This is a genomic window from Paenibacillus sp. 23TSA30-6, from assembly GCF_014858585.1.
Classification (GTDB): Bacteria; Bacillota; Bacilli; order Paenibacillales; family Paenibacillaceae; genus Paenibacillus.
In genome coordinates this window covers 87,521-112,191 of the sequence record NZ_SLTL01000007.1, presented here as the reverse complement: position 1 = coordinate 112,191, position 24,671 = coordinate 87,521, and the positions used below count along the sequence as shown (strand labels likewise).

The 24,671-nt window shown below is 41.7% G+C and carries 23 protein-coding genes, 1 pseudogene and 1 other annotated feature; of the genes and pseudogenes, 20 read left to right on the top strand and 4 right to left on the bottom strand.

The features are described from left to right. Positions 1-131: 131 nt before the first annotated feature. The 11 genes from E0698_RS08410 (at position 132) to E0698_RS08360 (ending at position 11,635) form a co-directional block, all read left to right on the top strand. Positions 132-3,200, top strand: coding sequence for a lantibiotic dehydratase (locus E0698_RS08410; protein WP_238353917.1), 3,069 nt, complete (start codon positions 132-134; stop codon positions 3,198-3,200). Further along, positions 3,191-5,029 carry an ABC transporter ATP-binding protein gene (locus E0698_RS08405; RefSeq protein ID WP_192511257.1) on the top strand — a complete coding sequence of 613 codons (1,839 nt, stop codon included), beginning with the start codon at positions 3,191-3,193 and terminating at the stop codon, positions 5,027-5,029. Before E0698_RS08410 ends, E0698_RS08405 begins: the two co-directional genes overlap by 10 nt. Further along, positions 5,011-6,348 carry a lanthionine synthetase C family protein gene (locus E0698_RS08400; protein ID WP_192511256.1) on the top strand — a complete coding sequence of 446 codons (1,338 nt, stop codon included), beginning with the start codon at positions 5,011-5,013 and terminating at the stop codon, positions 6,346-6,348. The genes E0698_RS08405 and E0698_RS08400 overlap by 19 nt, the downstream gene beginning before the upstream one ends. Before the next feature lie 58 nt (positions 6,349-6,406). After that, positions 6,407-6,541 (top strand): gallidermin/nisin family lantibiotic, encoded by a 135-nt coding sequence (locus E0698_RS08395; RefSeq protein ID WP_192511255.1) that lies wholly within the window; start codon positions 6,407-6,409, stop codon positions 6,539-6,541. Between the two features lie 63 nt (positions 6,542-6,604). After that, positions 6,605-6,739, top strand: a complete 135-nt coding sequence (locus E0698_RS08390) for a gallidermin/nisin family lantibiotic (RefSeq protein ID WP_192511254.1) — start codon at positions 6,605-6,607, stop codon at positions 6,737-6,739. Positions 6,740-6,827: 88 nt separating this feature from the next. Then, the gene (locus E0698_RS08385) at positions 6,828-6,998 is read left to right on the top strand and encodes a gallidermin/nisin family lantibiotic (RefSeq protein WP_192511253.1); all 171 of its coding nucleotides are present in this window, start codon (positions 6,828-6,830) and stop codon (positions 6,996-6,998) included. Between the two features lie 342 nt (positions 6,999-7,340). After that, a complete protein-coding gene (locus E0698_RS08380; protein ID WP_192511252.1) occupies positions 7,341-8,057 on the top strand; it encodes a lantibiotic protection ABC transporter ATP-binding protein in 717 nt (238 codons plus the stop codon). Then, the gene (locus E0698_RS08375; RefSeq protein ID WP_192511251.1) at positions 8,054-8,785 is read left to right on the top strand and encodes a lantibiotic immunity ABC transporter MutE/EpiE family permease subunit; all 732 of its coding nucleotides are present in this window, start codon (positions 8,054-8,056) and stop codon (positions 8,783-8,785) included. Before E0698_RS08380 ends, E0698_RS08375 begins: the two co-directional genes overlap by 4 nt. Further along, positions 8,786-9,556, top strand: coding sequence for a lantibiotic immunity ABC transporter MutG family permease subunit (locus E0698_RS08370; protein WP_192511250.1), 771 nt, complete (start codon positions 8,786-8,788; stop codon positions 9,554-9,556). A 40-nt stretch (positions 9,557-9,596) separates the two neighbouring features. Continuing rightward, positions 9,597-10,259 carry a response regulator transcription factor gene (locus tag E0698_RS08365; protein WP_192511249.1) on the top strand — a complete coding sequence of 221 codons (663 nt, stop codon included), beginning with the start codon at positions 9,597-9,599 and terminating at the stop codon, positions 10,257-10,259. A gap of 11 nt (positions 10,260-10,270) precedes the next feature. Next, positions 10,271-11,635, top strand: coding sequence for a sensor histidine kinase (locus E0698_RS08360; protein ID WP_202894827.1), 1,365 nt, complete (start codon positions 10,271-10,273; stop codon positions 11,633-11,635). Positions 11,636-11,652: 17 nt separating this feature from the next. Here the strand turns inward: E0698_RS08360 and E0698_RS08355 are convergent, their stop codons facing one another. Beyond that, the gene (locus E0698_RS08355) at positions 11,653-12,912 is read right to left on the bottom strand and encodes an MFS transporter (protein ID WP_192511247.1); all 1,260 of its coding nucleotides are present in this window, start codon (positions 12,910-12,912) and stop codon (positions 11,653-11,655) included. Positions 12,913-13,107: 195 nt separating this feature from the next. Here E0698_RS08355 and E0698_RS08350 point away from each other — a divergent pair, with 195 nt between their 5' ends. From E0698_RS08350 to E0698_RS08340, 3 genes and pseudogenes are all read left to right on the top strand, one after another. Then, the gene (locus E0698_RS08350; protein ID WP_044646986.1) at positions 13,108-13,689 is read left to right on the top strand and encodes a TetR/AcrR family transcriptional regulator; all 582 of its coding nucleotides are present in this window, start codon (positions 13,108-13,110) and stop codon (positions 13,687-13,689) included. 18 nt (positions 13,690-13,707) lie between these two features. After that, positions 13,708-14,109 (top strand): annotated as a pseudogene (locus E0698_RS08345) (SDR family NAD(P)-dependent oxidoreductase); the annotation flags it as partial. A 233-nt stretch (positions 14,110-14,342) separates the two neighbouring features. Further along, positions 14,343-14,897, top strand: coding sequence for a GrpB family protein (locus tag E0698_RS08340; RefSeq protein WP_192511246.1), 555 nt, complete (start codon positions 14,343-14,345; stop codon positions 14,895-14,897). Positions 14,898-15,066: 169 nt separating this feature from the next. On the opposite strand, the gene E0698_RS26700 is transcribed toward E0698_RS08340, so the two are convergent. Continuing rightward, on the bottom strand, positions 15,067-15,222 hold the full coding sequence (locus E0698_RS26700; protein ID WP_238353916.1) for an iron-sulfur cluster biosynthesis family protein: 156 nt from the start codon (positions 15,220-15,222) through the stop codon (positions 15,067-15,069). A 220-nt stretch (positions 15,223-15,442) separates the two neighbouring features. Beyond that, a complete protein-coding gene (locus tag E0698_RS08330; protein WP_192511245.1) occupies positions 15,443-16,627 on the bottom strand; it encodes an aminotransferase class I/II-fold pyridoxal phosphate-dependent enzyme in 1,185 nt (394 codons plus the stop codon). 42 nt (positions 16,628-16,669) lie between these two features. Continuing rightward, positions 16,670-16,908 (bottom strand) — a binding site (T-box leader). A 191-nt stretch (positions 16,909-17,099) separates the two neighbouring features. Here E0698_RS08330 and E0698_RS08325 point away from each other — a divergent pair. After that, on the top strand, positions 17,100-17,705 hold the full coding sequence (locus E0698_RS08325; protein ID WP_192511244.1) for a DUF1349 domain-containing protein: 606 nt from the start codon (positions 17,100-17,102) through the stop codon (positions 17,703-17,705). An 81-nt stretch (positions 17,706-17,786) separates the two neighbouring features. Continuing rightward, positions 17,787-18,497, top strand: a complete 711-nt coding sequence (locus tag E0698_RS08320) for a DUF1361 domain-containing protein (protein ID WP_192511243.1) — start codon at positions 17,787-17,789, stop codon at positions 18,495-18,497. 57 nt (positions 18,498-18,554) lie between these two features. Here E0698_RS08320 and E0698_RS08315 read toward each other — a convergent pair whose 3' ends face one another. Further along, positions 18,555-19,484: an ArsR/SmtB family transcription factor gene (locus tag E0698_RS08315; RefSeq protein ID WP_192511242.1), complete on the bottom strand. Its 930-nt coding sequence runs from the start codon at positions 19,482-19,484 to the stop codon at positions 18,555-18,557. A 509-nt stretch (positions 19,485-19,993) separates the two neighbouring features. Here E0698_RS08315 and E0698_RS08310 point away from each other — a divergent pair. From E0698_RS08310 to E0698_RS08295, 4 genes are all read left to right on the top strand, one after another. Then, the gene (locus E0698_RS08310; protein WP_134910279.1) at positions 19,994-21,337 is read left to right on the top strand and encodes an ABC transporter substrate-binding protein; all 1,344 of its coding nucleotides are present in this window, start codon (positions 19,994-19,996) and stop codon (positions 21,335-21,337) included. 91 nt (positions 21,338-21,428) lie between these two features. Further along, positions 21,429-22,319: a carbohydrate ABC transporter permease gene (locus tag E0698_RS08305; protein ID WP_134910278.1), complete on the top strand. Its 891-nt coding sequence runs from the start codon at positions 21,429-21,431 to the stop codon at positions 22,317-22,319. 27 nt (positions 22,320-22,346) lie between these two features. Continuing rightward, positions 22,347-23,189, top strand: a complete 843-nt coding sequence (locus tag E0698_RS08300) for a carbohydrate ABC transporter permease (RefSeq protein ID WP_149094866.1) — start codon at positions 22,347-22,349, stop codon at positions 23,187-23,189. Between the two features lie 82 nt (positions 23,190-23,271). Further along, a complete protein-coding gene (locus tag E0698_RS08295) occupies positions 23,272-24,657 on the top strand; it encodes an arabinan endo-1,5-alpha-L-arabinosidase (RefSeq protein WP_192511241.1) in 1,386 nt (461 codons plus the stop codon). Positions 24,658-24,671 lie beyond the last annotated feature (14 nt).

The window sequence follows — 24,671 nt, the reverse complement described above, 5'->3', positions numbered from 1 at the left end:
TATCATGTGACATATTTAAAATGGTTAACCTATCCATATCTTGATAAAGTCTTGATAATTGTAGTCTATATTAAGCAGTATCATAAATCCTAATAAGTAGGTGAATTTTTATGAGAGCGCTATATAGTCATATGGATAAGTTTATGGTTCGTATACCATTGAAAGATAATAGGCTGGATTTTTTAGATAATGAGGATCAGGATTATCTTCTAACACAATTATGTAAAGATCCTATTTTTAAGAATCAAGTACTCGTGTCTAGCAAAACATTATATGACACAATGGAGTTGTTCTTGAATAAGCCAGAGAAGCTGATAGGTAAGAAAAAAAGAAATTTTATTGAATCTATGCTTAAATATGCTATAAGAAGAGCTAGCAGAACAACGCCATTTGGACTCTTTTCTTCAGTTGGAGTAGGTTCGTTCGCTTCAGAAAATCAGTTGCAATTCGATCAACATGCGTTTTATAAGAAGGCTAGAGTTGACCTTGAATGGCTCTTTAATATGATTAAAAAAGTAGAGATAGAGTCTGCTGATCAACTTGAGTTCAAATTAAATAGCGCTTGTTATGTAAAGGGAGATCGTGCATTTTTACTATACAGTACCGATGGAAAATCGGATGAGATTAATATTCGGGCTACTCCTGTCTTTTCTATGCTATACGATAATTGCAAGAAGTTTATCTTATTTCAAGATATCACACGAATGTTAAGTGATAAGTACCCTAATACGGATGAGAAAAGAATAAAAGATTATGTGATGGAATTGATAGACAAAGAGTTTCTTATTTCCAACTTAAGACCCCCTCTTACTGTGCCTGACCAATATCAATACTTTATTGAACAAGCTGAAAGAAGAGGAGTAGCTCCAGAGATGATTACGCATCTCAAAGAGATCCAAATACAATTAGAATACTATAATCAACTACTTGTAGGACAAGGTGAACGGGAATACATAAACTTATACGAAAACATGAATCGATTGATGAAGTCATCATCGCCTTTACAGCTTGATGCGGGATTATCAGAAGCAAATTTTAGACTAGACCATAAAACGGCAACAGATGTTTGTAATTTGGCTAGTATGCTGACAATGATTGCACGACCTTTTCATAAACAATCCAGTCATTTGGAACATTATAAGCATCAGTTCTTGGAGAAATACGGCACGGATCGTGAGGTTTCCATTATGGAAATGCTGGATAGTAGTTCTGGTATCGGTGCCCCCTACTCATATATGAATCCACCAAATGATTTCCATGAAACCATTAAAATAGATGGGAATTATACACCAAAGCTAAAAAACTTTTTTTTGGAAAAGTATTATGCAGCCGTGAGAAGTCACGGGGCTATAGAACTGCATGAAAATGAACTAAGACAATACTACGATCCTGAAATCGATCATTGTGAAATTCCAGTCTCACTAGAGCTGAATTTCTTTATAAAGAGTTGCAATCAAAAGATGGTGTTGTATATGGGACCTAATGTGGGGTCAACTGTCGCCGGCAAGACTTTCGGAAGATTTTCTCATTTGTCAAAAGAAATTACGGAAATCATAAAGGATTTAAATGATAAAGAAAAAGTTATAAGGAATGGGAACTGTAAATTGTGTGAATTGAGTTTTGTTCCCAATCAAATAAGATCAGGAAATGTAACGCGAAATCTAAGTAATAGGGAAAAAGAAATGTCCCTATTTACGAATGGTGTGAAATCTGAACAGGATATGGTGAAATTAGAGGATATTCTAATTGGAATATATGAAAATCGCTTTTATGCAAGACATAAAATAACGAAAGACATCTTGTTGTTTGAGTCTAACAACATGTTAAATCCTTTGATTGCAAGCAATGCTATTCGATTTTTACAGGAGATTGCCTTAGATGGTAAAAGAGATTGGAGTTTATTCCCTTGGACGGATATTTACAAAGAGTATAAGTATATCCCGGAAATAAGATATGAAAATATAATCTTATCTAGTGCGCAGTGGAATATTTGTCAAGATGATCTACATGTAACCTCTAGCATGGGTTTTGAAGAATTTAAGAGCAGCTTTTTGCAATATTATAATCACTATGGTTTACCGGAAAAATTTTATATTGCTAATGCAGATAATCGTTTGCTTATACATGCGCATAACAACGAATTGTTAAAAATCTTATATTCAGAAATAAAGAAAGAAAAAGCGTCTTTGTTGAATCTGGTGGCCATTGAACAAGGGGAAGATGTGGTTATTGATCAATATCAACATTCATATGTTGCAGAGATTGTGGTCCCGCTCATGAAGAGGATTAAAGAAGAAAAAAAAGAGATCCGATCGAACTCAAGTATGCACATTGGAGAAGATATTAGAGTGAAGATGCCATTCGATGATTGGTTATTCATCAAACTATATGCCAAACAACGAAGAGAAGAAGAACTTATAGCTTTTGAAATTGCAGATTTTTGCGAGTCTCTATCAGAGAGTTACTCCGTGCAGCATTTCTTCATCAGGTATCTCGATCCTAAACCACATATAAGGTTGAGATTCCATGGAAATACTGAAACGTTATTTGAGATTTACCCGCATATTTTGAAATGGCTAAAGAATCTCAGACAAAGAGACATCGTTACGGACGGTGTGATTGGTTCTTATGACAGAGAGCTTGAGCGATATGGAGGTCCTGTACTGATGGATGCGGCAGAGCAGATCTTCTTTACCGATAGTAAAGTTGTTGAATGTATATTAAGAATGACAAGAATGAAGCATCTAACTTTAGATAAAGAGCTTATTGGTATGATTTCGATTATAAAATATCTGGACCAATTTGGGTTGGACTTTGAGGCGCAATTGAATTTCTTAGAAGGACATAGTAACCCCTATAAGTATCGCACAGAATTTAAAGATGCCAAAGATACATTTATGTCGAGCTGTAATAATGATCAGGACTGGGCAGAGGTTAGGAAAACGGAAGAAGGGAATACATTTCTGAATATTTTGGAACTGAGAGACAAGGTTGTAGATCATTATTCACAGTTAGCAAAGAAACAAATGGATAGCTTAACTAGCCCTCTGGATCATATTTTGGCAAGTATCATTCATTTGCATTGTAATAGATTATTTGGAACTAACAGGGATCTGGAAGATAAAATAATGTGCTTAACCAGACACACCTTGTATGCACAAAGATATCAGAAAAGTGAAGGCAGATTTATATGGAAGTAAAGGCACGGGTCAGCTTCAAAGAAATTTGCCAAACTTTAAAACAAATGCCTAGGACGGTTCAACTCGTATTTAAGCTCGAAAAAAAGTTGTTTACAAAAATAATACTGATTCGTTTAATAACAGGCTTTAGTCCGATTGTGTCCTTATATATTTCACAAGAGCTAATTAATTCTCTGGTTAAAGTACAAACAGAATTAAGAAGCGTGATCATTATGTTTGCAACTTTTATGGGAGTATCTTTATTGACAGAAATAGTATCGCAGCTATCTAGTTACTATGAAGGAAGATTTCAGTTTCTCATGAATTACAAACTGAATTATATGGTTATGGAAAAGAGTAGTGAACTTTCACTCGCTGATTTCGAAAATTCGGATATATACAACAAATTAGAAAGAATTTCTGGAGAGATTGCTTTTAGACCTTATCAAATATTCCAGGCTGTCATTACTTTAATCACATCATTTATCACACTTATTTCTTCGGTTGCGTTTTTAATGGCCTGGAATCCGGGAGTATCTGTTCTATTACTCATCATTCCTGTAATTTCATTAATGTACTACTTGAGAATTGGACAACAAGAGTTTTTTATACAGTGGAAGAGAGCGGGAGCAGAACGAAAGGCATGGTATCTCAGTTATATCCTTACTCATGATTTTTCGTTCAAAGAGATTAAACTTTATAATCTAAAAGATTATTTACTTGAAAGCTATTGGAACATAAGAAAAAAATTCATTGATCAAGATACGTATATCCTCAAGAAAAAAACGATGTTTAATTTTTTGTTTGAAATCATTGTTCAGTTGGTTGGAGTTGTTGTAGTTTTCGTAGCTATTATGTCGGCCTATGTCGGACAGATCATGGTAGGTCATGTGATTAGTTATATTAGATCTGTTTCTTTAGTTCAAAGTAATTCTCAGACTATGATGGGTAATATTTATTCCATTTATAATAGTAGCTTGTATATGAATCAATTGTTTGAGTTTCTTGAATATGAAAATGACTCCTCTGACATGTTGGACGTTGGCGATGAGGATATTCAACAAATTAGAAGCATTGAATTGAAAGACGTTACTTTTAGTTACCCTCATCATGCTGTAGAAGCTCTGAAGTCAGTTAATCTGTCGCTTCTTTCAGGTGAACGTGTAGCGATTGTTGGACCTAACGGTTCAGGTAAAAGTACGTTGATCAAATTGCTTACGGCTCTATATCCTGTGCAGGAGGGGGAAATTCTGGTCAACGGCAAGCCAATACATCAACTGGATCAAGAAAGCTACAGGGATCAAATTGCAGTGTTATTTCAGGATTACATGAAATATGAGATGAAGCTTCAGGAAAATGTTGGATTTGGTCAAGTGGTCAACATGGATCGTAGAGACAAGATTGCTTCGGCTCTGGATATCGTGCATGCGAATTTTATAAAGGGTGAGGAATCCTATGACTTAGATGCACAATTAGGGCTATGGTTTGATGAGGGTAGACAACTTTCAGGTGGACAATGGCAGAAAATAGCTCTTGCCAGAGCCTATTTCCGGAATGCTTCCCTTTATATACTGGATGAACCTAATGCTGCACTTGATCCTATAGCGGAGAAGGAGACGTTTGATACGTTTTTCAACTTGTCCAAAGATAAGATTGGTATTTTTATTTCACACCGATTAGTAGCTGCCCGATTGGCCGACCGAATTATCGTTATGGATCAAGGAGAGGTCGTTGGGGAAGGCATACATGATGACTTGATAAATAATTGTCCCGTTTATAAGCAAATGAATGAATCGGAAAACTACCAAAATACGCATAGGAGTGAAGTGCGATGGGAGGAAGCTCTTTAACAGGGACTCATCTGGAAACACTGAATATAGTAAAAAAAATTGCTTTGAATATAAAGGATTATGACAAGCTGCTGCATATGGTTAACGAGGAACAGAATTGCTTAACTATGGGAGAACTAACCTTCAATCCGTGGAACGCTATCACATTAAGTCACGGATTACCGGGACTCTGCATGGTGTATGCGGAGTTGCATGAGCATTTCCCCGATGAAGGATGGGATGAGTTAGGACACCAGTTTCTTGGTTATTTAGTAAAGGAAATTGCGGAAGCTGGTTTACACTCTTCTTCCATGTTTTCTGGGGCTGCGGGGATCGGATTGGCAGCCGTGTGCCTGTCACAAAACTTTAAATTGTATAGTAAATTTATCAATCGTATTCATGATTATTTGTCAGATTCAGTGCCTAACATGCTAGCTGCTTACTCCAATATAGACATTCATATAAGTGATTATGACGTTATAGAAGGCTTGAGCGGAATAGCAAACTACTTATTAATTTTTTCTGAAGATAAGAAGATGAGGTCATTATTGGTAGATATTTTGCAGTATTTAGTGAGATTGGCTGATGATAAAGAATATCAAGGGCTTAAAATTCCAGGGTGGCATATTCCATCACAAAACCAGTTTACGCAGATGGAGGAGCAATTATATCCTGAAGGAAACTTTAATTTGGGATTATCGCATGGTATTGCGGGCCCTATCGTTGCTTTATCCAAAGCGATGCTTCAGGGTATCAACGTTCCAGGTCAAGAACGAGCTATCAAGAAGATGGTAGAGTTTCTGATTCAGTTTGCTAGCATGGATGGAGAACATCTCTTTTGGAAAGGGGTAATCTCTTTTGAGGAATTCAAAGCTGGCTGTGCTTCGAGTCATGTTGATTTTAGAAGAGACGCATGGTGTTATGGCAATCCTGGGGTCTGTATTGCCCTATTATATGCAGGAAAAGCATTGGAAGAGCCAAAGTATACTGATTTGGCATTGCAAAACCTGAGGGAAACTGCACAGAATGTACACCATGTTTTGTCACCTACATTCTGCCACGGCTATGCTGGAATTGCCCAAATACTCATGGCTGCTCAAAAAATAAGTGGAAAGGATATTTTTAATGAGGAAATTATGTTGTTCAAAAATAAAATCATGAGCTTTTATGATGAATCTTATCCGTTTGGTTTTTATGATTTTGAAGGAGGTGTTGATGACAGAGGTGTGAAAAAGCTTAAATATGTTGGTTTACTGACTGGCGTTGCAGGGGTCATACTACCGCTTATAAACATAGAGTGTGGACAAAAAACTCAATGGGAACAGGCTTTCATGTTATGAACTTTGTTCTATTATGATAGATGTATTCAAATGTCCTGAATGAAAGGAGGTGATACACATGGCGAACTTTGATGATTTCGATTTGGATATCGTAACCGCCTCCAAAAAGAATTCAAATTTTGAACCACGAATTGAAAGCTTGCTCTTCTGTACTCCCGGATGTGCAACAGGTGTAGTTCTTTGTCCAAAATAAATATTAACTTATAGAAGTAATTTTGGTGAATAATTGAGTTCATCCAGAAAGGAGGTGAAAAAGATGAAAAAGTTCGATGATTTTGATTTGGATATAATATCTGTTTCTAAGGAGGTGACGCACTTTGAACCTCAAATTACCAGCATATCCTTATGTACTATTGGTTGCAATACGAGTTTCTTAAAGTGCTTGAACTGATAGATTAAAGATTTTATTGGGTATTTTGATAAAAAATTGATATTTGTTTGATAGACTGTAAATATACTAAGAAGGGGGGGTGAATTCAATGGCAAAATTCGATGATTTTGATTTGGATGTGGTAAGCGTATCTAAGCAGGGATCAGGATTTGAACCACAAGTTACTAGTAAATCTTTGTGTACTCCTGGCTGTGTAACAGGCATCCTGCAAACATGCGCATTGCAAACAATAACTTGCAATTGCCATATTAGCAAATAATAATGGACAATTAATCGGGCATGAGAGCTTATGGCAGCTTCAAGCCAAAGAATTTATTCTTTTCATCAGTAGCCATGCCCGATTAAATTATTATTTTATCTAGAATGATGACCTAGAATTAAATAATTCGGGTTTCTTGTTATCTGCGGAATGTTGCTTACATATATATTAACTTAGAAGGTCAGTTGACACGGGACCATATGAATTGAAAGGAAATCTGTATGTTTCCTGGAGTATCTAAGAACGAGTGAATAGAGGCTGAAGCCTTTGTAACCACTCTTTTTTTATGTTTTTTTTCGAGAAAATGAAATTTTTAATCCATGAATAGTGAGGTACAGGTATATGACTACGAATGTTTTGGAGCTTAAACATGTAAGTAAAATGTTTGGAAAAGAGCAGGCAGTTGCAGATATTTCTTTACAAGTAAAGGAAAACACAATTTATGGACTACTAGGACCTAATGGTGCAGGAAAGTCTACAACCCTCAAAATGATTACGGGTATATTGCGTCCAAGCTCAGGTGAAATTCATTTTAATGGACATAAGTGGAGTAGAAAAGATCTGAACGAAATTGGCGCGCTTATAGAATCACCGCCACTTTATGAAAATTTGACGGCTGTAGAGAATCTCCAGGTGCGGACAACGATATTAGGATTACCTTATTCACGTATTCAAGAAGTATTGGAGACGGTGGATTTACTGAATACTGGGAAAAAACGAGCGGGTCAATTTTCAATGGGTATGAAACAAAGATTGGGGATCGCCATAGCTCTACTGAACCACCCTAAACTTTTAATTTTAGACGAACCCACGAATGGTCTGGACCCTATAGGAATTCAGGAGTTGAGAGAGCTAATTTCTTCTTTTCCGGCAAAAGGGATAAGTGTTATTCTGTCTAGTCATATCTTGCCCGAAGTAGAACAAATTGCAGATCATATTGGAATCATAAGTTCTGGAGCTCTCAGCTATCAGGGGGAAATACAACAGGGTGACAATCTTGAAAAGTTGTTCATGGATATCATCAAAAATAGTAGAGAAAAGGAGAGTACACGTAGATGATAAGGAATCTCCAGGCAGAACATTTAAAGTTTAAAAGAACATTTTCCAGAAAGATTATATGGATTCTCCCCTTCGTGAATATTTGTTATTCATTTTTAATTAGTCCAATGTACTTTACAAGTAATACGACAAATTGGTGGTCAATCTTATTCCTGCCGCTATTGATTTCCATACTATGTACTTTGTCTGATCAGAAGGAAAAGAAGGCATCTCATTATTCTACGATATGGTTATTACCTCTTCAACCAGCAAAGGCATGGTTTACTAAAATAGGTATTATCAGTATATACTCGTTGTTCTCGCTGTTATTTTTTTTATGCATGATACTTATCATAGGGCTGCTCATTCCGACGTTTCAAACACAGCTCGCTTCGAGTATAGGAGCCATTTTGCTGTTATGGGTGGCAACGTTATGGGAGATTCCATTTTGTTTATTTCTAGCTAAAAGATTTGGATTCGCAGGTACTGTTATTCTCAATTGCTTGAGTAGTCTGGGAATAGGAATAACCATGGCGACACAATCATATTGGTGGATCAGTCCTTGGAGCTGGTCTATACGTATGATGTGTCCAGTCGTGGGCATACACCCTAATGGTTTGCTTCTGGAGGCGAATAGCCCGTTAAGGAACGCAAGTGTGCTTCCTGTAGGCATAGTGATGTCTGTAGTATTATTTATGGTTTTGGCCCTTATCACGGGAAAACGGTTTGAAAAATGGGGGGAACATTAATTGCTCATATTTTATAGAAATTTGAGGGCAGATTTCAAAAAAATAAAATACACCTTTTTGGTGTGGGTCCATCTTGTACTCCCCGTTTTATGTGCGCTTATCTTTATCGCATATTTCAGTTATAGCAGAGAGCGTGACCCCCTCCATCTATATACGTTCTACATGGAAGCTATAGGGATGGCTTTTCCACTGCTTATTGGAGTTATTTGTGGAATGGCTGTTTCTCAAGAGGAGCAAGCGGGAAAATTCCAAGTCCTATTGGGAGCAGTATCAAGGCTAACGAGCTACAGCAGCAAGCTTGTGATGCTGCTAATTATGGGAATGATTTCGGTTTTTTTAGCGCTTGGATTTTTTGTTATAGGATTGAAATATGTACTACATCTTCAGAACATTCGTTATAGCGTCTTTTTAGAAGGGGGCGTTTTGCTGATGGTGAGCATGATTACCCTCTACATGATTCATTTACTTGCAAGTTATCTTTTTGGCATGGGGTTTTCAAGTGTTTTGGGTGGAGCTGGTTTTCTGCTTGCAGGTCTTATGCTCACTGGGATAGGAGATCATATATGGCAGTACATTCCCTGGGCGTGGGGTGCCAGATTTATGGATTATATAGGGACTCTGCAGCTCCGCACATTAAGTATGGATGAAGTTCATAGCTTGCAAAATGAGATGAATTCAGGAAAAAATATCCTTATTTATGTTACAATTATTGTATTCATCATTAGCGTTTTGTGGTTTAGGCTATGGGAAGGGAGAAAATCCTACGAGTAAAAGATAGCCGTGACGCTGTGAAAATGGAAGGAAGATCTATATGGCGAGTATATTGGCAATAGATGATGATATAGATATCCTTATCCTCATCAAAAATATCCTGCAACGGGACCAACATTTGGTTTATACACATCATATGGTAAAGGAATTACCGCTGGAGGCTTTTTTGGGATATGATCTGATTCTCTTGGATGTGATGATGCCTGATTTGGATGGGTTTGAGCTTTGTAAAAAAATTAGGAAGGTAGTGGAATGCCCTATCGTCTTTCTGACAGCGAAAGTTGGTGAGGAAGCTATCGTTAATGGACTAATGATAGGGGGAGATGATTATATAACAAAGCCATTTGGCGTTCATGAGCTGAGTGCTCGAATAAGCGCTCATCTAAGGAGAGAAAATCGTGAAAAACACCCTGCTCGAATGTTAATTTCAGGTATAACGTTTGATTTTGGTGTCAAAGAGATTTCGGTACAAGAAATAAAAATACCGCTTACCAAAAATGAATATAAAATATGTGAGTTTCTGGCGAAAAATAAAGGGAGAATTTTCACAAGAGAAGAAATATATGATGAAGTTTACGGGTTGGATGGATGTGCACAATTTGCAACGATTACAGAGTTTATCCGATCGATACGCAAAAAATTTAGCCCACATCATACCAGTCCTATTCATACAGTTTGGGGTGTAGGATATAAGTGGGATTAAGAAAAACGACGATGCGCAGAGAGCTGCTGAAATATGTGATTTGTTTATTTCTGAGTTGCGCAGGGATAACGATGTTATCCTTGATCTTTACAGTCGTAGGCGTGAATACAGGGTTTATTATGCCTGCTAATTATAATGAACAATGGATAGATCGGTTGGCGCCACAACTTAAGGTAGCCTCTCATGTGACTGAACAAATGATGAGCGAAGGTTCGAGTTTCGCTATTCTGGATAAGAAAAGTAAAGTTGAATTATATGGGAATATGGGAGAAAGGGATCTGAAATGGATCAAGGGGATGATTCAGGACAAGCAAACGGTATATCATGGGCAAAAAGTATTTCGAATCATTGATCGTGGCCGGGAGTATTGTGTGGTTCAATATTATTTACGACCACAATTCCAATCGGCGTATCTTAGGGAGCATCTGCCCGATTATGAATCTACAGGTATAATTCTTTTAATTCTCTGTATTTTGGCAGGGGTATTTACGATTACAACGATTTTTGCTAATAAACTACAAAAGAACTTAAATAAGTTGGAATCAGTTACTCAGCATATCAAAAATAATAATTTGGATTTTGAAGTGGAGCTTTCTCATTTTCAAGAAATTAATGATGTCATTATTTCTCTTTCAGAAATGAGAGAAGCATTGCAAGAATCCTTAAAGGCGCAATGGGAACTAGAGAAGACCAAACAGGAGCAAATCGCGGCTTTAGCCCATGACATTAAGATTCCTGTGACGATTATTAAAGGTAATGCCGAATTATTGAGTCTGTCTGATCCTAACTCGGAGCATTCCACATATATTCATTATATTTTAAATGCAGGAAATAAAATTGAGCAGTACATGAATGTACTGATTCAAATATCGAAGACGGAAAATGTTTTACCGGAGCAAATGAGTCGTACATCTGTTAAAAAGCTTGTAGAAGATTTGGCTAAGGACACCCTTGGATATAGCGGGAAGAAAGCGAATAAGCTGGTGCTGAATGATCAAGAGTTGCCTGATATTGAGGTGTATATTTACCGAGAACTGTTACAACGTGCATTGATGAATATACTATCGAACGCTGTGGATTATACACCCGAGGGGGGAACTATCGTATTTGAACTGAGTTGTATCGCGGATTCGCTCTCTTTTACAATTATAGATAGTGGAAAAGGTTTCTCCCGAGAAGGTTTGAAGAAAGCTACCCAACTGTTCTACATGGCAGATAAAAGCAGAAATTCACAGGGGCATTATGGTATAGGACTTACATTCGCTGACAAAGTAGTCAAGCTCCATCATGGAGTAATGATGATCGAAAATCAAAATGTAGCACCCCATGGTGGGCTAGTACGAATCGAAATACCTGTAAATAAGATTGAAATTTGAAAGATATATACGGTGTTTTATTTCTTATGGGATAGTCGCTTTGTGGGTGCACGGCAGGTTACTGCCCAAAAGACGAGAGCCAGAGCACTGACGCCAGCACCCAATAGACATACCCCGTTCCAGCCTGCATATGTGTACATATGAGTCGAAGCGATGGCCCCGGTGGCGCTGCCGATGGAATAAAATATCATGTAGCCTGCGGTCAGTCGGCTGCGTGCCTCAGGACGTACAGTGAAAATCATGCTCTGATTCGTCACATGCACAGCCTGTACCGCCAGATCCAGAAGGATAACGCCAAGGACCAAAGCGAACAGCGAGTGCTCGGTATAGCCGATAGGCAACCAGGATAGCAGTAGCAGAGCCAGCGCAATACCCGTCGTCCGCTGTCCTGAGCCTTGATCGGCGAGACGCCCTGCCCGAGCAGCCGCTAATGCTCCGGCGACTCCGGCCAGACCAAAGGCCCCGATGGCAGTGTGTGAAAGAGATAGCGGCGGGGCACTGAGAGGCAGTACCAGCGAAGTCCACAATATGCTGAACGCAGTAAAAATGAGCAAAGCCAGCACGGCTCGGACACGCAGAATCCGTTCTTGCACGAACAGGGTGAGAACCGAACGAAGTAGCTGCGGATAGGATAGCGTTGCTCCTTTGGGTTCATTCTGTGGCAGCACCCGAAACAGCGCTACAGCCATGAATAGCGTCAATGCGGCAGAAACAAGGTACACCGAACGCCAACCCGCGAGATCGGTCAATACACCAGCCACGGTTCGTGCCAGCAGAATACCGATAACGACACCGCTGGTCACCAGACCTACGATGCGTCCGCGTTCAGCCGGGGCGGCCAAGGTCGAGGCGAACGCAACAAGTGTCTGTGTGACGACAGCCAGCAGCCCAATTGCTGCCATGCCCATGAGCAGGATTGTACGCGTGGGAGCCAGGCTAACTGCGACTAACGCCAGCACGGATAGGAGCATTTGTCCAGTAATCAGCCGCCGCCGATTCAAAAGATCTCCAAGCGGGACGAGCAGAAACAGTCCCAATGCATAACAAATCTGCGTGACTGTAATGACGATGCCAACCGATGAATGTGTGATGCCAAACTCGTGTGCCAGCGCGTCCAGTAATGGTTGCGCGTAATAAATGTTGGCGACAGCCAGCCCACAGGCGATGGCAAATAGGAGTGCCACAGATCGGGACATGGAATGAACGGGGGCTGTTTCGGCAGCGTTGGCTATAGTTTGATGGGGCAGGAGTACCGCTTTTTCTTCTGACATTTTCATTTTCACATACCACATCACTTTCTGTGAGTTACATACCGATAAGTATAATATACCGATTGGTACATAATGATTTTAGGTTAATATAACTTGCGTCCATACGAGATGTCAAGAGTTTATCATGTACATATTTGACAGTCGCTTCTGATGACCATACAATCTTAATGTACTGAACGATACGAAAAGAAGGGGTTATTTATGGTTCGACCACGGGAATTTGATGAGGAAAAGGCATTGGATGCAGCGATGCAACTTTTTTGGGAAAAAGGGTTCGAGGCTACGTCTTTAAGCGATTTAACCTCCAAAATGGGAATTCAGCGTCCCAGTATTTATGCTGCCTTTGGGGATAAAAAGCAATTATTCGAAGCCGCACTGCGCAAATATACACAATCCCACGCTGCTAATGTACGGTCCAGACTGCTAAGCAGTGCTTCTGTCAAAGAAGCGATTTGCAATTTTTTTGAAGGGGTAGTGGCAGAAGAATATGATGAAGGCCCTAACCGGGGGTGCTTTTGCATCAATACAATGGTAGAATTGGCCCCACATGATGAGAAGTTTGAAATTTTGACGAGGGAACATCAGATGTATCTTTCTACTGTATTTCAAGAAACCATCGAGCGTGGTATACGGTCAGGGGAGCTTGAGGCTACTACGGACGCGCGAGCTTTGGCTCATACGATGATCTCGTTGTTAATCGGGATTACCGTAATGATGAAGTCACGTCCGGAGCGTTCTTTTGTGGATCATGCGGTTGCGACTACACTTATGTTATTGAAGTGACTATTTCATTTTGAATATATTAAGGGATGTGTGTATTTCTCGCAATTTTTTGGAAAGTTCATGATTGAGAAGAAGCATCAGGGGATTATCGTAAATATGTCTTCTGTTTCTGGAATGGAAGGAAGCTCGGATGCGATCTATGGATTATCAAAAGCTGCAATCTTGGGCTTTACTAAAAGCTGTGCCATGAATTTTTCACCTTATGTAAGGGTCAATGCTGTGGCACCAACGATGGTAAGTACTTCAATGATGGATCATATTCCTGAATGGAGAAAGGAAGAATATACAAGTCATCAGCTAATTCCAGAGCCTTTAAATGCAGAAGATGTTGCTTATACTGTCCTTTTTCTGCTATCGGAAAGATCCAGGTATTATACGGGAGCGACCTTTGATATTAATAATGGGTGTTATTTAAGATAATTTTAGACGATATACTGGAAATCGCTTGTGTAGACTATACACCCGTTGTAAGGCCGATATTATGACGTTTTGTATAGAAGCATGCTGCTTTGGATGAAATTATTTTTGTTTGTTTTGATGCGGATAATGCTCAGTTATACAGCCGCAAGCTTCAAGATGAAGTAAAGGATATTAAAAAAGATACGGTTGAATGAGAGAATGCACGCACAAGTGGGTATAAGGGGGATAAGTGAATGCATGAGGAGCAAAATCAGGAACATTGGCCAGTGTGGGCTACGGAGCCTGTGAAAATAGTGAATCCTGATCCTGACTGGTCAGAGCAGGGCTTGCAGGTTATTCACGAGTTGCGGGAGCTGCTACTGCCGTTTAAGGTGACGGAAATGGAGCACATAGGAAGCACGGCAATTCCCAATCTTTCCGCCAAGCCCATCATAGACATTATGGCAAAATTGGAATCCTGGGATAGGCTGGAACAGATTGTATCTGCCTTGCAACCAGCAGGCTGGAGCTATGTTCCGCCTGAGCTGGACGGTCGGGAATGGAGAAGATTTTTGGTTAAAGTGGAACAGGATCAAAGAAAGGGACATCTGCATCTGATGCTGGAACATGAGGAGCATTGGGATCAACAACTGTTGTTTCGGAACCGTCTTCGTGAACGGCCTGAGCTGGTTCAGCAATATGATGCATTAAAAAGGAAGCTGGCAATGGAAAATCAGCATGATCGTGAAGCGTACACGGACGCTAAAACCGATTTTGTGCAAAACGTTCTGGATGCCGGACCATCCTAAAGATTAGGACGGCCGGACATCCCGGGTTTTCACATTGTTACTATAGAAGGTAGAATCGCTGGATAGTTTATAGGAAGGAACTTCTCGTCTGCATCAAGGCGCATGGATTCCTCATAATAAATCGCCTGCTGACCGCTAACGAGAAAAGGCAAGCTTCCCGCCTGTACTTCTATATCGCCGTTGTCCGCGTGCTGACGATCTTTAGTACCGTAATACCATCACAGCCGCAGCCCTCTGTGTCGTAAAAAAGCTTGATATAGCCCGGTTGATCACCGAGAATTTGTGTAAGCCGCTGTTCAGCCAGTGGACTGATTTGAATGTTCATGATGTCATTTCGCTCCTTTATGTCGAATAGGTCATTACATGTTATATTTTTGACACAAATTTCTGGTTGCTGTGTTGGGCATTTTTACGAATGATGCCGGGGAAGTGCTACTATTAAAGCACGTATACCGGAAGCAGCCGTGGGGGATTCCCGGTACTTTCCAACCAAGCTCCGAAATCTCTGACATTTGTTATTGTCGTGTAGGGGAATGGCCGGCTGATTACAGACGTTTCAAGAATACGCTGATGCGCTCCAAGGCGATTTCCAGTTGTTCCTGTGACGATGCGTACGAGCAGCGGATAAAGCCCTCGCCGCCCGGTCCGAATGCGGAGCCGGGTACGGTAATGACACCCTCTTCTTCCAGTAACCGCTTGGCAAACTGCTCTGAGCTTAAGCCCGTGTGTGTAATGGATGGAAAAGCGTAGAAGGCACCGTTCGGTTCATGGCATGGCAGCCCTGTCTGACGCAAGCTTTCAACAAACCATTTTCTGCGCAGATTGTACGATTCCATCATGCGGTCTTTTTCCTCCAGCCCGTGGCGCAGGGACTCAATAGCGGCAATTTGCCCGATAATAGGAGCGCACATAACGGTATATTGATGGATTTTCAGCATGGCTGAAATCAGCTCCTGCGGGCCGCATACATAGCCGACTCTCCAACCCGTCATCGCAAAGGCCTTGGAAAAGCCGCTGATGAGCAGGGTTCGTTCTTTCATGCCCGGCAAAGCGGCGAAGCTTACATGCTTCTGTCCATAGGTCAGCTCACCATAAATTTCATCGGAGATCACGACTAGATTATGCTCCTCCACCAAGCGGGCAATCGGTAGCCAGTCCTCATAAGTCATTACTCCACCTGTCGGATTGTTCGGATAACAGAGAATAAGCACTTTGGATCGTGGAGTCAGCTTGGCTTTGAGCGCTTCGGCCGTCAGCTTGAACTGCTGATCAGCAGAGGTTTCAACCGTTACCGTATGCCCTCCATTCAGGAATGTGATCGGTGAATACGAAATATAGCAGGGAGCAGGAATGAGAATTTCATCGTGTTCCGTAATCAGGGCGCGGAGCGCCAAATCCAGCGCTTCACTGCTACCGATCGTTACCATGATTTCATTTGCCGGATTGTAGGACGTGTTAAAGCTGCTCTCCAGATACCCGGAAATCTCCTCACGCAGCTCGGGAAGACCAGCATTCGGTGTGTACGAGGTTTTGCCATTTTCCAGTGCTGTGATACAAGCCCTTCTGACATGTTGAGGGGTCACAAAGTCCGGTTCACCGACACCAAGCGAAACAATATCTTTTCTGCCTGCGCTATATTCAAAAAACTTACGGATGCCTGAAGGCGGCATTTCCCGTACAGCTGGAGTTAAAAAATCGCTTATAGATACTGTGGTCGATACGTTCGTCATGTTGATTTCCTCCTTTTTGAAAAACAAAAAAACCCGCCCCTGTAAAGGGACGAGTTTATACCCGTGTTACCACCCTAGTTTCATTCCATAAGAAATGACACTCTGTTCACGTATCCATCAATACGTGTTCCGGTTAACGCTGGAAAGGCGGCAGAGCTTACTTCAAGTTCAGCCCGCTTCTCGGAGATGGCGTTCGGCTACCCTCGGAATGTTGGCTTTCACCTGCCCCAACTCTCTGCAAATCCGCTGTATAGCTTACTCGTTCTCGTCATTGAAATTTGTTACCGTATCAAGTTAGGTGTAATTATAAGCACAACATTTCAGGATGGCAAGTCTTTTTTTTATGAATTTAAAGACAGGAGCATCATCATTGACGATTGGAAAATAACGTATATAGTGGTATCAAGGGGGATTGGGCCCCCGATTTCACCATGATATTTGACAATATTGGCTAGAGAGGGATGGTGTCCATATGAACGTATTTGAACGCTTTAACGGCAAGGTTTTGCCTACGGGATGGGGCTGGATCAACGAACCGACTGTATGGAGATTCGATGAATCCAAGAATTTACAGGTATCTGCACCTTCACAGGCAGATTTCTTTAGAGATCCGTCCGGCGCAGCGATAAAATCGTCTGCACCCTTTTTGCATACAACGCTTCAAGGTGATTTTACAATATGGACGAGGGTTCGTGTCGATATGAAGCAGCCTTATGATTCAGGATGCTTGATGATTATGGCGGATGATACCCATTGGGCCAAGCTATGCTTTGAATATTTTGAAAGCACTCCCTCTATTCTTAGTGTGGTCACACGGGATACGTCCGATGATTGTATATCTGGGACGATGGACGTTTCCAATCCGTATTTGCGAGTGGCAAGAGCCGGCAATTGCTTTGCTTTTCATTATTCATCAGACGGGCAGCAATGGAAGTTGGCGAGATATTTTGGCATGGATGTTCCAAACGAGCTAAAGGTTGGGGTCGTTGCACAATCTCCGGTCGGAGAAGGTTGTGATGTTACTTTTGATGTTTTGACTATGGAGAATCACGTAACCGGGGACATACGAACTGTGTAATAAACGGAGTGAGCATTTCTATAAACAAGTATGGCAGCATGACGTATATACGTATATTCAGGCAGGGGGCTGGACAAGAGTTTGTTGTTTAAAGGAAAGAGATATAAGCTACCCGGCTTATTGGGTGTACTGCTTGTAGCTACGTTGGGATGTTATGGGCTTATTATGTATGTGCAGTCCACAAGTGGGACGAAAATGTATCAATTTTTGTACTGGGATATATTTCTGGCATGGGTTCCAGTCTTGATTTCTCTGGGAATGATCGCCTTATCCAGGCTAGGAAACTTAAAAGTGAGAAGGCTTCTTTTATTAATTGCCGGAGTCGTATGGTTGTTTTTTCTGCCGAATGCGCTGTATTTGCTGACTGAATTACTGCATGCATTCCGTTTTTATGATGTGAATCCTGACTCGCGTTTTTGGCTGAATACTCAATTTTGGTTAATCTTATTTACGTCTTTTTCGGCGGCAGGGATTGGTCTTTTTCTTACTTCCATTTGTATATTTATGATCCACCATATGCTGCAAAAGGTTTGTTCCGGCTGGCTTGCGTGGGTTATCGTTTTGATGTTCCTGTGGCTGTCCAGTGTGGGTGTATATATCGGCAGATTTGCTCGCTGGAATAGCTGGGATATGGCGTTGCAACCCATAGTGATCGTGATGGATGTTTGGAAATGGGTGGTACATGCCGGAGCAAGGCTTCATTTGTTGTCATTTAGCTGGCTGGTGTTTGGAATCGCGGTCATTTTTTATCTGTTGATCTATATCTCTTTAAGTGAGGAGAAGCATGCTTAGGCCGAGGATACGTATTCCACGAATACGGGCTTCGGCCTTTTTACATATGGGAAGCCATCAGCTAACGTTGTCCTCCCCGTGTTCTTCATAAAGCACACGCACCAGAAGATCCTGACTGAAATTGCCGAATCTTTTGCCGAAAATGGTGAGACCCCCTTTGTTCTGCGGCTGATCGGATACGGATAAACGTAATGTAATATCACTTTTATAGTTCAGGCCGATATCCTCCAGTGTGACTTCGGATATACGGCATCCGTCGATGAAGCTTCCATGTTGATTGATGCGGATTAATTTGAGCATGCCGTATTGGTTCAGGTGCGGCGGCCACCAATCGGGATTGAGGACCCCGGGCACTTCTCCAAAGTCTCCGGCGCTGGTCCAGTGACCGATGGGAATATCATTCACATGAAAACAAATATCGGACGGGTATTCCTCACAATAACCCGGTGCTTCTGAGCCCAGCTCTGCGGAAAATTGAATTTCGGTAAAGGATTGATTCTCTTTCAGATAGTTAGGAATCCGATATTCCAGAAAGCCATCTGCCATCCAGATCATTTCAGAATCCAGCCGCCCGGGATCTGCAAAATAGCGGGGATCATCAAAATCGCCAATAATGCTGTCTCTGGTCACCAAGCCACAGGTAGGTACTGCTTGATAGTTACTATAATGACCGATGCGAATTTCAACCTCATACACATTCTTCTGCTCTCTGCTACGCAAGTCCACCATCAGCTTTTCCTTGTTCAGATAGCACATTTTTCGGGTTCCGTGCTTGCCACTCACGGTATTGATCTCGACAAGGCCGCATTCCTCCAGCTTACGAATATGCATCGTAATCGTGCCGTTGCTCAGATCAAGTTTGTTAGCGATGTCATTCATACTTTGTCCTTGATGGGCGGCGAGTAATTCCAGAATTTGAATGCGGATTTCCGAACCGAGCGCTTTGAAAATGTCTAGCCCTGACATTAAGTCCTTAATATAAATCATAGCTATAGACCTTCCTTATCTCTAAAAAATGTATTGTAAGCGCTTATATATTTGTTTTGACTTATGTTAAAATAAAATCAGAAAGAAGTAAACCGCTTTGCTATAAATTATTTTTACAAAAATAAAAAGGGGAGTGAAACGAAACTCAGAATCAATTTTTCACTTAAATAAAATCGTATTTAAGTTATTTAATTGAATTATACAGTTAAAACGTACTTAAATACGTTTTAATTTAACTTTTCACGCTATTCAATTCTATACTTTATATTTGTTTAAAAAGATTTAAAAATACATTGACGAACCGTTGAACGGCATGCTATATTTTGTTTGTAAACGAATACATTATTGATAAAGTAAAATATTAATTATATGGCGCATGAGAGGGATGATGATCACAGGCTGAGTGTACAACAGATGATGTACCACACAGGTGAATACAGCCCAAGTGGTATGAGTTTATTTTAACACTATATGTATGCGGTTTCATTTCAATTTTAGGAGGGGTCGCGTTGATAAAGAAAAAAGGTTTTGCAATGACAATGGTTGTGCTGTTGTTGATGGTTGCTGCACTGGCTGGCTGTAGTGGAGGAAGCTCCAGTAGTGATGGAAGCAAGGAGCTTACGTTCATGTTCCGTGGCGGAACAGATGAGCAGAAGGCATATAAGGAAGTCATTAAGAAATTTGAAGAAGAACATCCTGGCGTGAAGGTTAAAATGGTCGTGACAGCAGCGGATCAATATGCGACAAAGCTTAGAGCTGCGATCACAGGGAATAATCTTCCAGATGTCTTTTATTTTAACCCTGGAGATGTGAAGGCTTATGTAAATAGTGGGGTACTGAAGGACCTCACCCCTTACATTGAGAAGAACAAGGATATAAATCTGGATAACATTTGGAAATACGGTGTGGATTTGTATCGCTATGACGGTAAAATGGCCGGTCAAGGAGATATTTACGGTATGCCGAAGGACTTGGGTCCATTCGCACTCGGCTACAACAAAACGATGTTCGAAAAAGCGGGCATTCCCTTGCCTGATAAAGACAAACCGTATACATGGGATGAATTCATCAAGGTCAGCCAAGAGTTGACCAAAGATACAAATGGCGACGGCAAGCCAGATCAATACGGTACAGGCTTTAACGTTCAGTGGGCATTACAAGCCTTTGTATGGAGCAATGGGGCAGATTGGCTGGATGAGAGCAAAACCAAAGTAACGATTGATGATCCGAAATTTGCGGAAGCGCTTCAGTACTTTGCTGATATGCAAAACAAATATAAAATTACACCTGGTATTGAACAATCACAAACACTGGACACCTATCAACGCTGGATGAAGGGTGAAATGGCATTCTTCCCGGTAGGTCCTTGGGATATGAGTACATTTGAAAAACTGCCATTTGAATATGATCTGTTGCCTTTCCCGGCAGGATCGACTGGCAAATCGGCAACATGGATTGGTTCTCTGGGTATCGGTGTTTCCTCTAAAACAAAGTACCCGGATGAAGCTGTAGCTCTGGTCAACTATCTGACGACTTCCAAAGAAGGAATGAAGCAGCTCGTAGACGCAAAGGTACAAATTCCGAATCTGCTGGATATGGCGGATGAGTGGGCCAAAGATGCGAAAACCAAGCCTGCTAACAAACAAGAATTTATTGATATTGTGAATGACTATGGTCGCTCATTGCCAGGCAACTATACGTATAACGCTGAATGGTACGATATTTTCTTCACCGATATTCAACCTGTGCTGGACGGTAAGATTACAGCAGCGGACTATGTAAAGCAGGAGCAACCAAAGATGCAGAAACTGCTGGATAAAGCGGTGGAGCAAGAGAAAAAATCACAGAAATAATGCATAAATAGCGGATAAGGGATGATGTTAGTGGCTGATATCATGCTGCTGGCATCATCTTCATTCCAAATTAGAAACAGAGGTGAGCCCTGTGATAACCAAATCTAATCTCTACCGCAAAGAGAAGATATATGGATACTTATTTATTCTTCCTCCTATTCTCGGTCTGCTAATCTTTACGTTGTTCCCGTTTGTCTATTCGTTATACGGCTCTTTTACAGATTGGGACGGATTGGGACAAATGAACTTTATTGGTCTCGACAATTTTAGGGATTTATTTAGCGATGAGCTCTTTTACAAATCGATGTACAATACTCTTTTCTTAATGCTGGGTATTCCAATCGGTCTAGTATTAGCTTTACTGCTAGCACTGGGGTTGAATCGCAAGATTCCAGGCACGACGACATTTCGTGTGATCTACTATATTCCAGTTATTTCCTCTTTGGCTGCCGTTTCTATTATGTGGAACTGGGCATACAACGGAGACTATGGTCTGGTGAATCAATTTCTTGAGCTGTTCGGCATCAAAGGTCCTAACTGGCTGATGGATAAGGATACAGTCAAGCCAGCCTTGATTCTCATGACGGTTTGGAAAGGTCTTGGCTATACCATGTTGCTGTACCTGGCGGCGTTGCAAAGTGTATCTCGCTCTTATTATGAAGCAGCAGAGCTGGATGGAGCCAGCGGATTCCAAATGTTCCGCAACATTACATGGCCAATGGTGAAGCCGGTAACCTTTTTCCTGGTCGTAACCAATATCATTGGCGGTTCGCAAATTTTTACCGAAATGAATATTATGACACCAACGGGTGGTCCAGAATACTCCTCCGCCTCAATCGTCTTCTATATTTGGGATAAGGCATTCAAAAACCTGCAAATGGGCTATGCCTCCGCGATGGCTATGATTCTCGGCATCTTCATTTTTATCGTAACGTTGATCCAATTCAAAATGAATGAAAAGTCATCCTTTGATGGGGATTGATTTTCGCGGAAAGGAGTGAGTCTGATTATGTCCCATAGTCAAAGAACAAAAGTTACCAATACGATTATCTTTATTGCCCTGGCCATTGGAGCTATTGTGATGATCGCACCGTTGCTCTGGATGCTGTCCACCTCGGTTAAGGAAAAGCAGGATGTTTTTGCTCTTCCGCCAGTATGGATACCAGAAGTGTTCCAGTTCAGCAAGTACAAGGAGATTTGGGAAGCAGGGCCTTTGCTCAGCGGGATTAAAAACAGTGTAATTGTAGCAGTAAGTGTTACCGTTATTGGTACTTTTACATCCAGTGTGGCTGCTTTTGCATTCGCAAAGCTGAGATTTCCTCATAAAAACAAACTGTTTCTGGCCCTGATCGCATCGATGATGATCCCGTATCCGACGGTTATGATTCCACAGTTTATGATGTTTTCCAAGCTCGGTTGGGTAGACACGCTTCTTCCACTGATCGTTCCGGGTCTGTTTGGGAATGTGGTCATGATCTTTTTCCTGCGGCAGTATTTACTTAGCATACCGGATGCCATTATCGAAGCTGCTAAAATTGATGGAAGCTCTTATTTCCGACTCTACTCGTCGATTACGTTCCCGCTCATTAAGCCAGCTATCGCTGCGCAGCTTATTTTATGGTTCATGGGGATTTGGAATGATTATCTGGCCCCTATTATTTATTTGAATTCACCGGAAACGCAGACGTTGCAGCTGGTCATAGCGAACTTTAATGCGACCTATGCCATTCAGACGGATTATCCGCTCATTATGGCAGCTTCCATAATCGCTTTGTTACCTGTGCTGATTATATTCCTGATCTTCCAGAAACAGATTATTGAGTCGGTTGCTATTTCTGGTGTCAAAGGTTAAGTGTAGCCACTGGAGGGCACGGATGAATGATGCAAGGCATTCAGAATATGTAATGGGTAAAGAAAGGAGGAGAATAACAGTTATGGTGATGCTGCTTATGCTGGGCCTATCCGGCTGTGGGGATAATACCCCGGACCCTGTGTACCCGCAGGCTCCGCCTCCCGATCACTTGTATGATCAAAGTACGATAAACGATGAGCAGCAATGGGCGATTAACAATGCGCATGATCCGGCGATTATCAAAACAGATCACGGCTATTATGTCTACTCCACGGATGTAAAGGCAGGCGGAGAGCTGAGACCGGGGGTTATGGTGCGCAAATCGACCGATCTGATTCACTGGAACTGGGTACAGTATGCACTGCCTGGCATTCCCAAGGAAGCGGAGGCATGGTCGTCAGCAACCAATCTGTGGGCACCGGACGTTATTAAAATGGGCGATACCTACCGGATGTATTATTCAGCCTCTACCTTTGGAAGCACACGATCAGCCATCGGATTGCAGACATCCAGCTCGCCGGAAGGCCCGTGGAAGGATGAAGGGCTGGTCGTTAAAACGAAGGAGCATGACAAGCTGAATGCAATTGATGCCAATCCGGTGCTGGATGCGGAGGGGAATTCGTGGATGGTGTACGGCTCGTTTTTTGGAGGCATCTATATTACACCGCTTGATCCCCAGACTGGAAAGCTCAAAGAATCCGGCTATGGCAAAAATATTGCCGCCAGAGATCGGGCAACAGAGGACGGAGCTGTGGAAGGGCCGTACATTGTGTATAATCCCACATTCCGCAAATATTACTTGTTTGTCTCGTATGATTCTTTGTTCGAGGATTATAATGTACGTGTTGCCCGCTCGGATTCGATCACAGGGCCGTATGTGGATATCAATGGACATGATATGGCAGATACCAGCTATTTGCCCCAATACGAGATTGGGAACAAGGTACTGGGCGGTTATCGGTTCAGCGAAGGAGAAGGCTGGATTGCGCCGGGTCACAATTCCGTCCTGAAGGACGGAGAGGATTATTATATCGTGCATCATGCACGGGGAGAGACGGATAAGCGATGGCCGTATCTGCATGTACGCAAAATATTATGGACCGCTGAGGGCTGGCCTGTCGTATCACCGGAACGGTATGCGGGCGAGAAGGAACAGGACATACCTCAAAGATTATTATCCGGCAGTTGGGAACGCATCGTGATGAAGCAGGAAGTGGACGGTCAAGTGGAAGCTGAACCGCTTCGTCTGGAAGATGGAGGTCGGGCAACCAGCGGAACGCTTGAAGGCCACTGGAGCTTTGATGGCAAGCGTACTTTAACAATGGATTGGAGCGATACATCCGAAGGAACCAAGGAACAACTGCTTTTACTTCCTTCATGGGATTGGGAGCTGGGTCGCCAAACTTTAATTTTTACAGGGATGGACGACAAGGGAATTTCCATCTGGGGTAAGCGTATCGGCGATTAATTGTATGAACTACA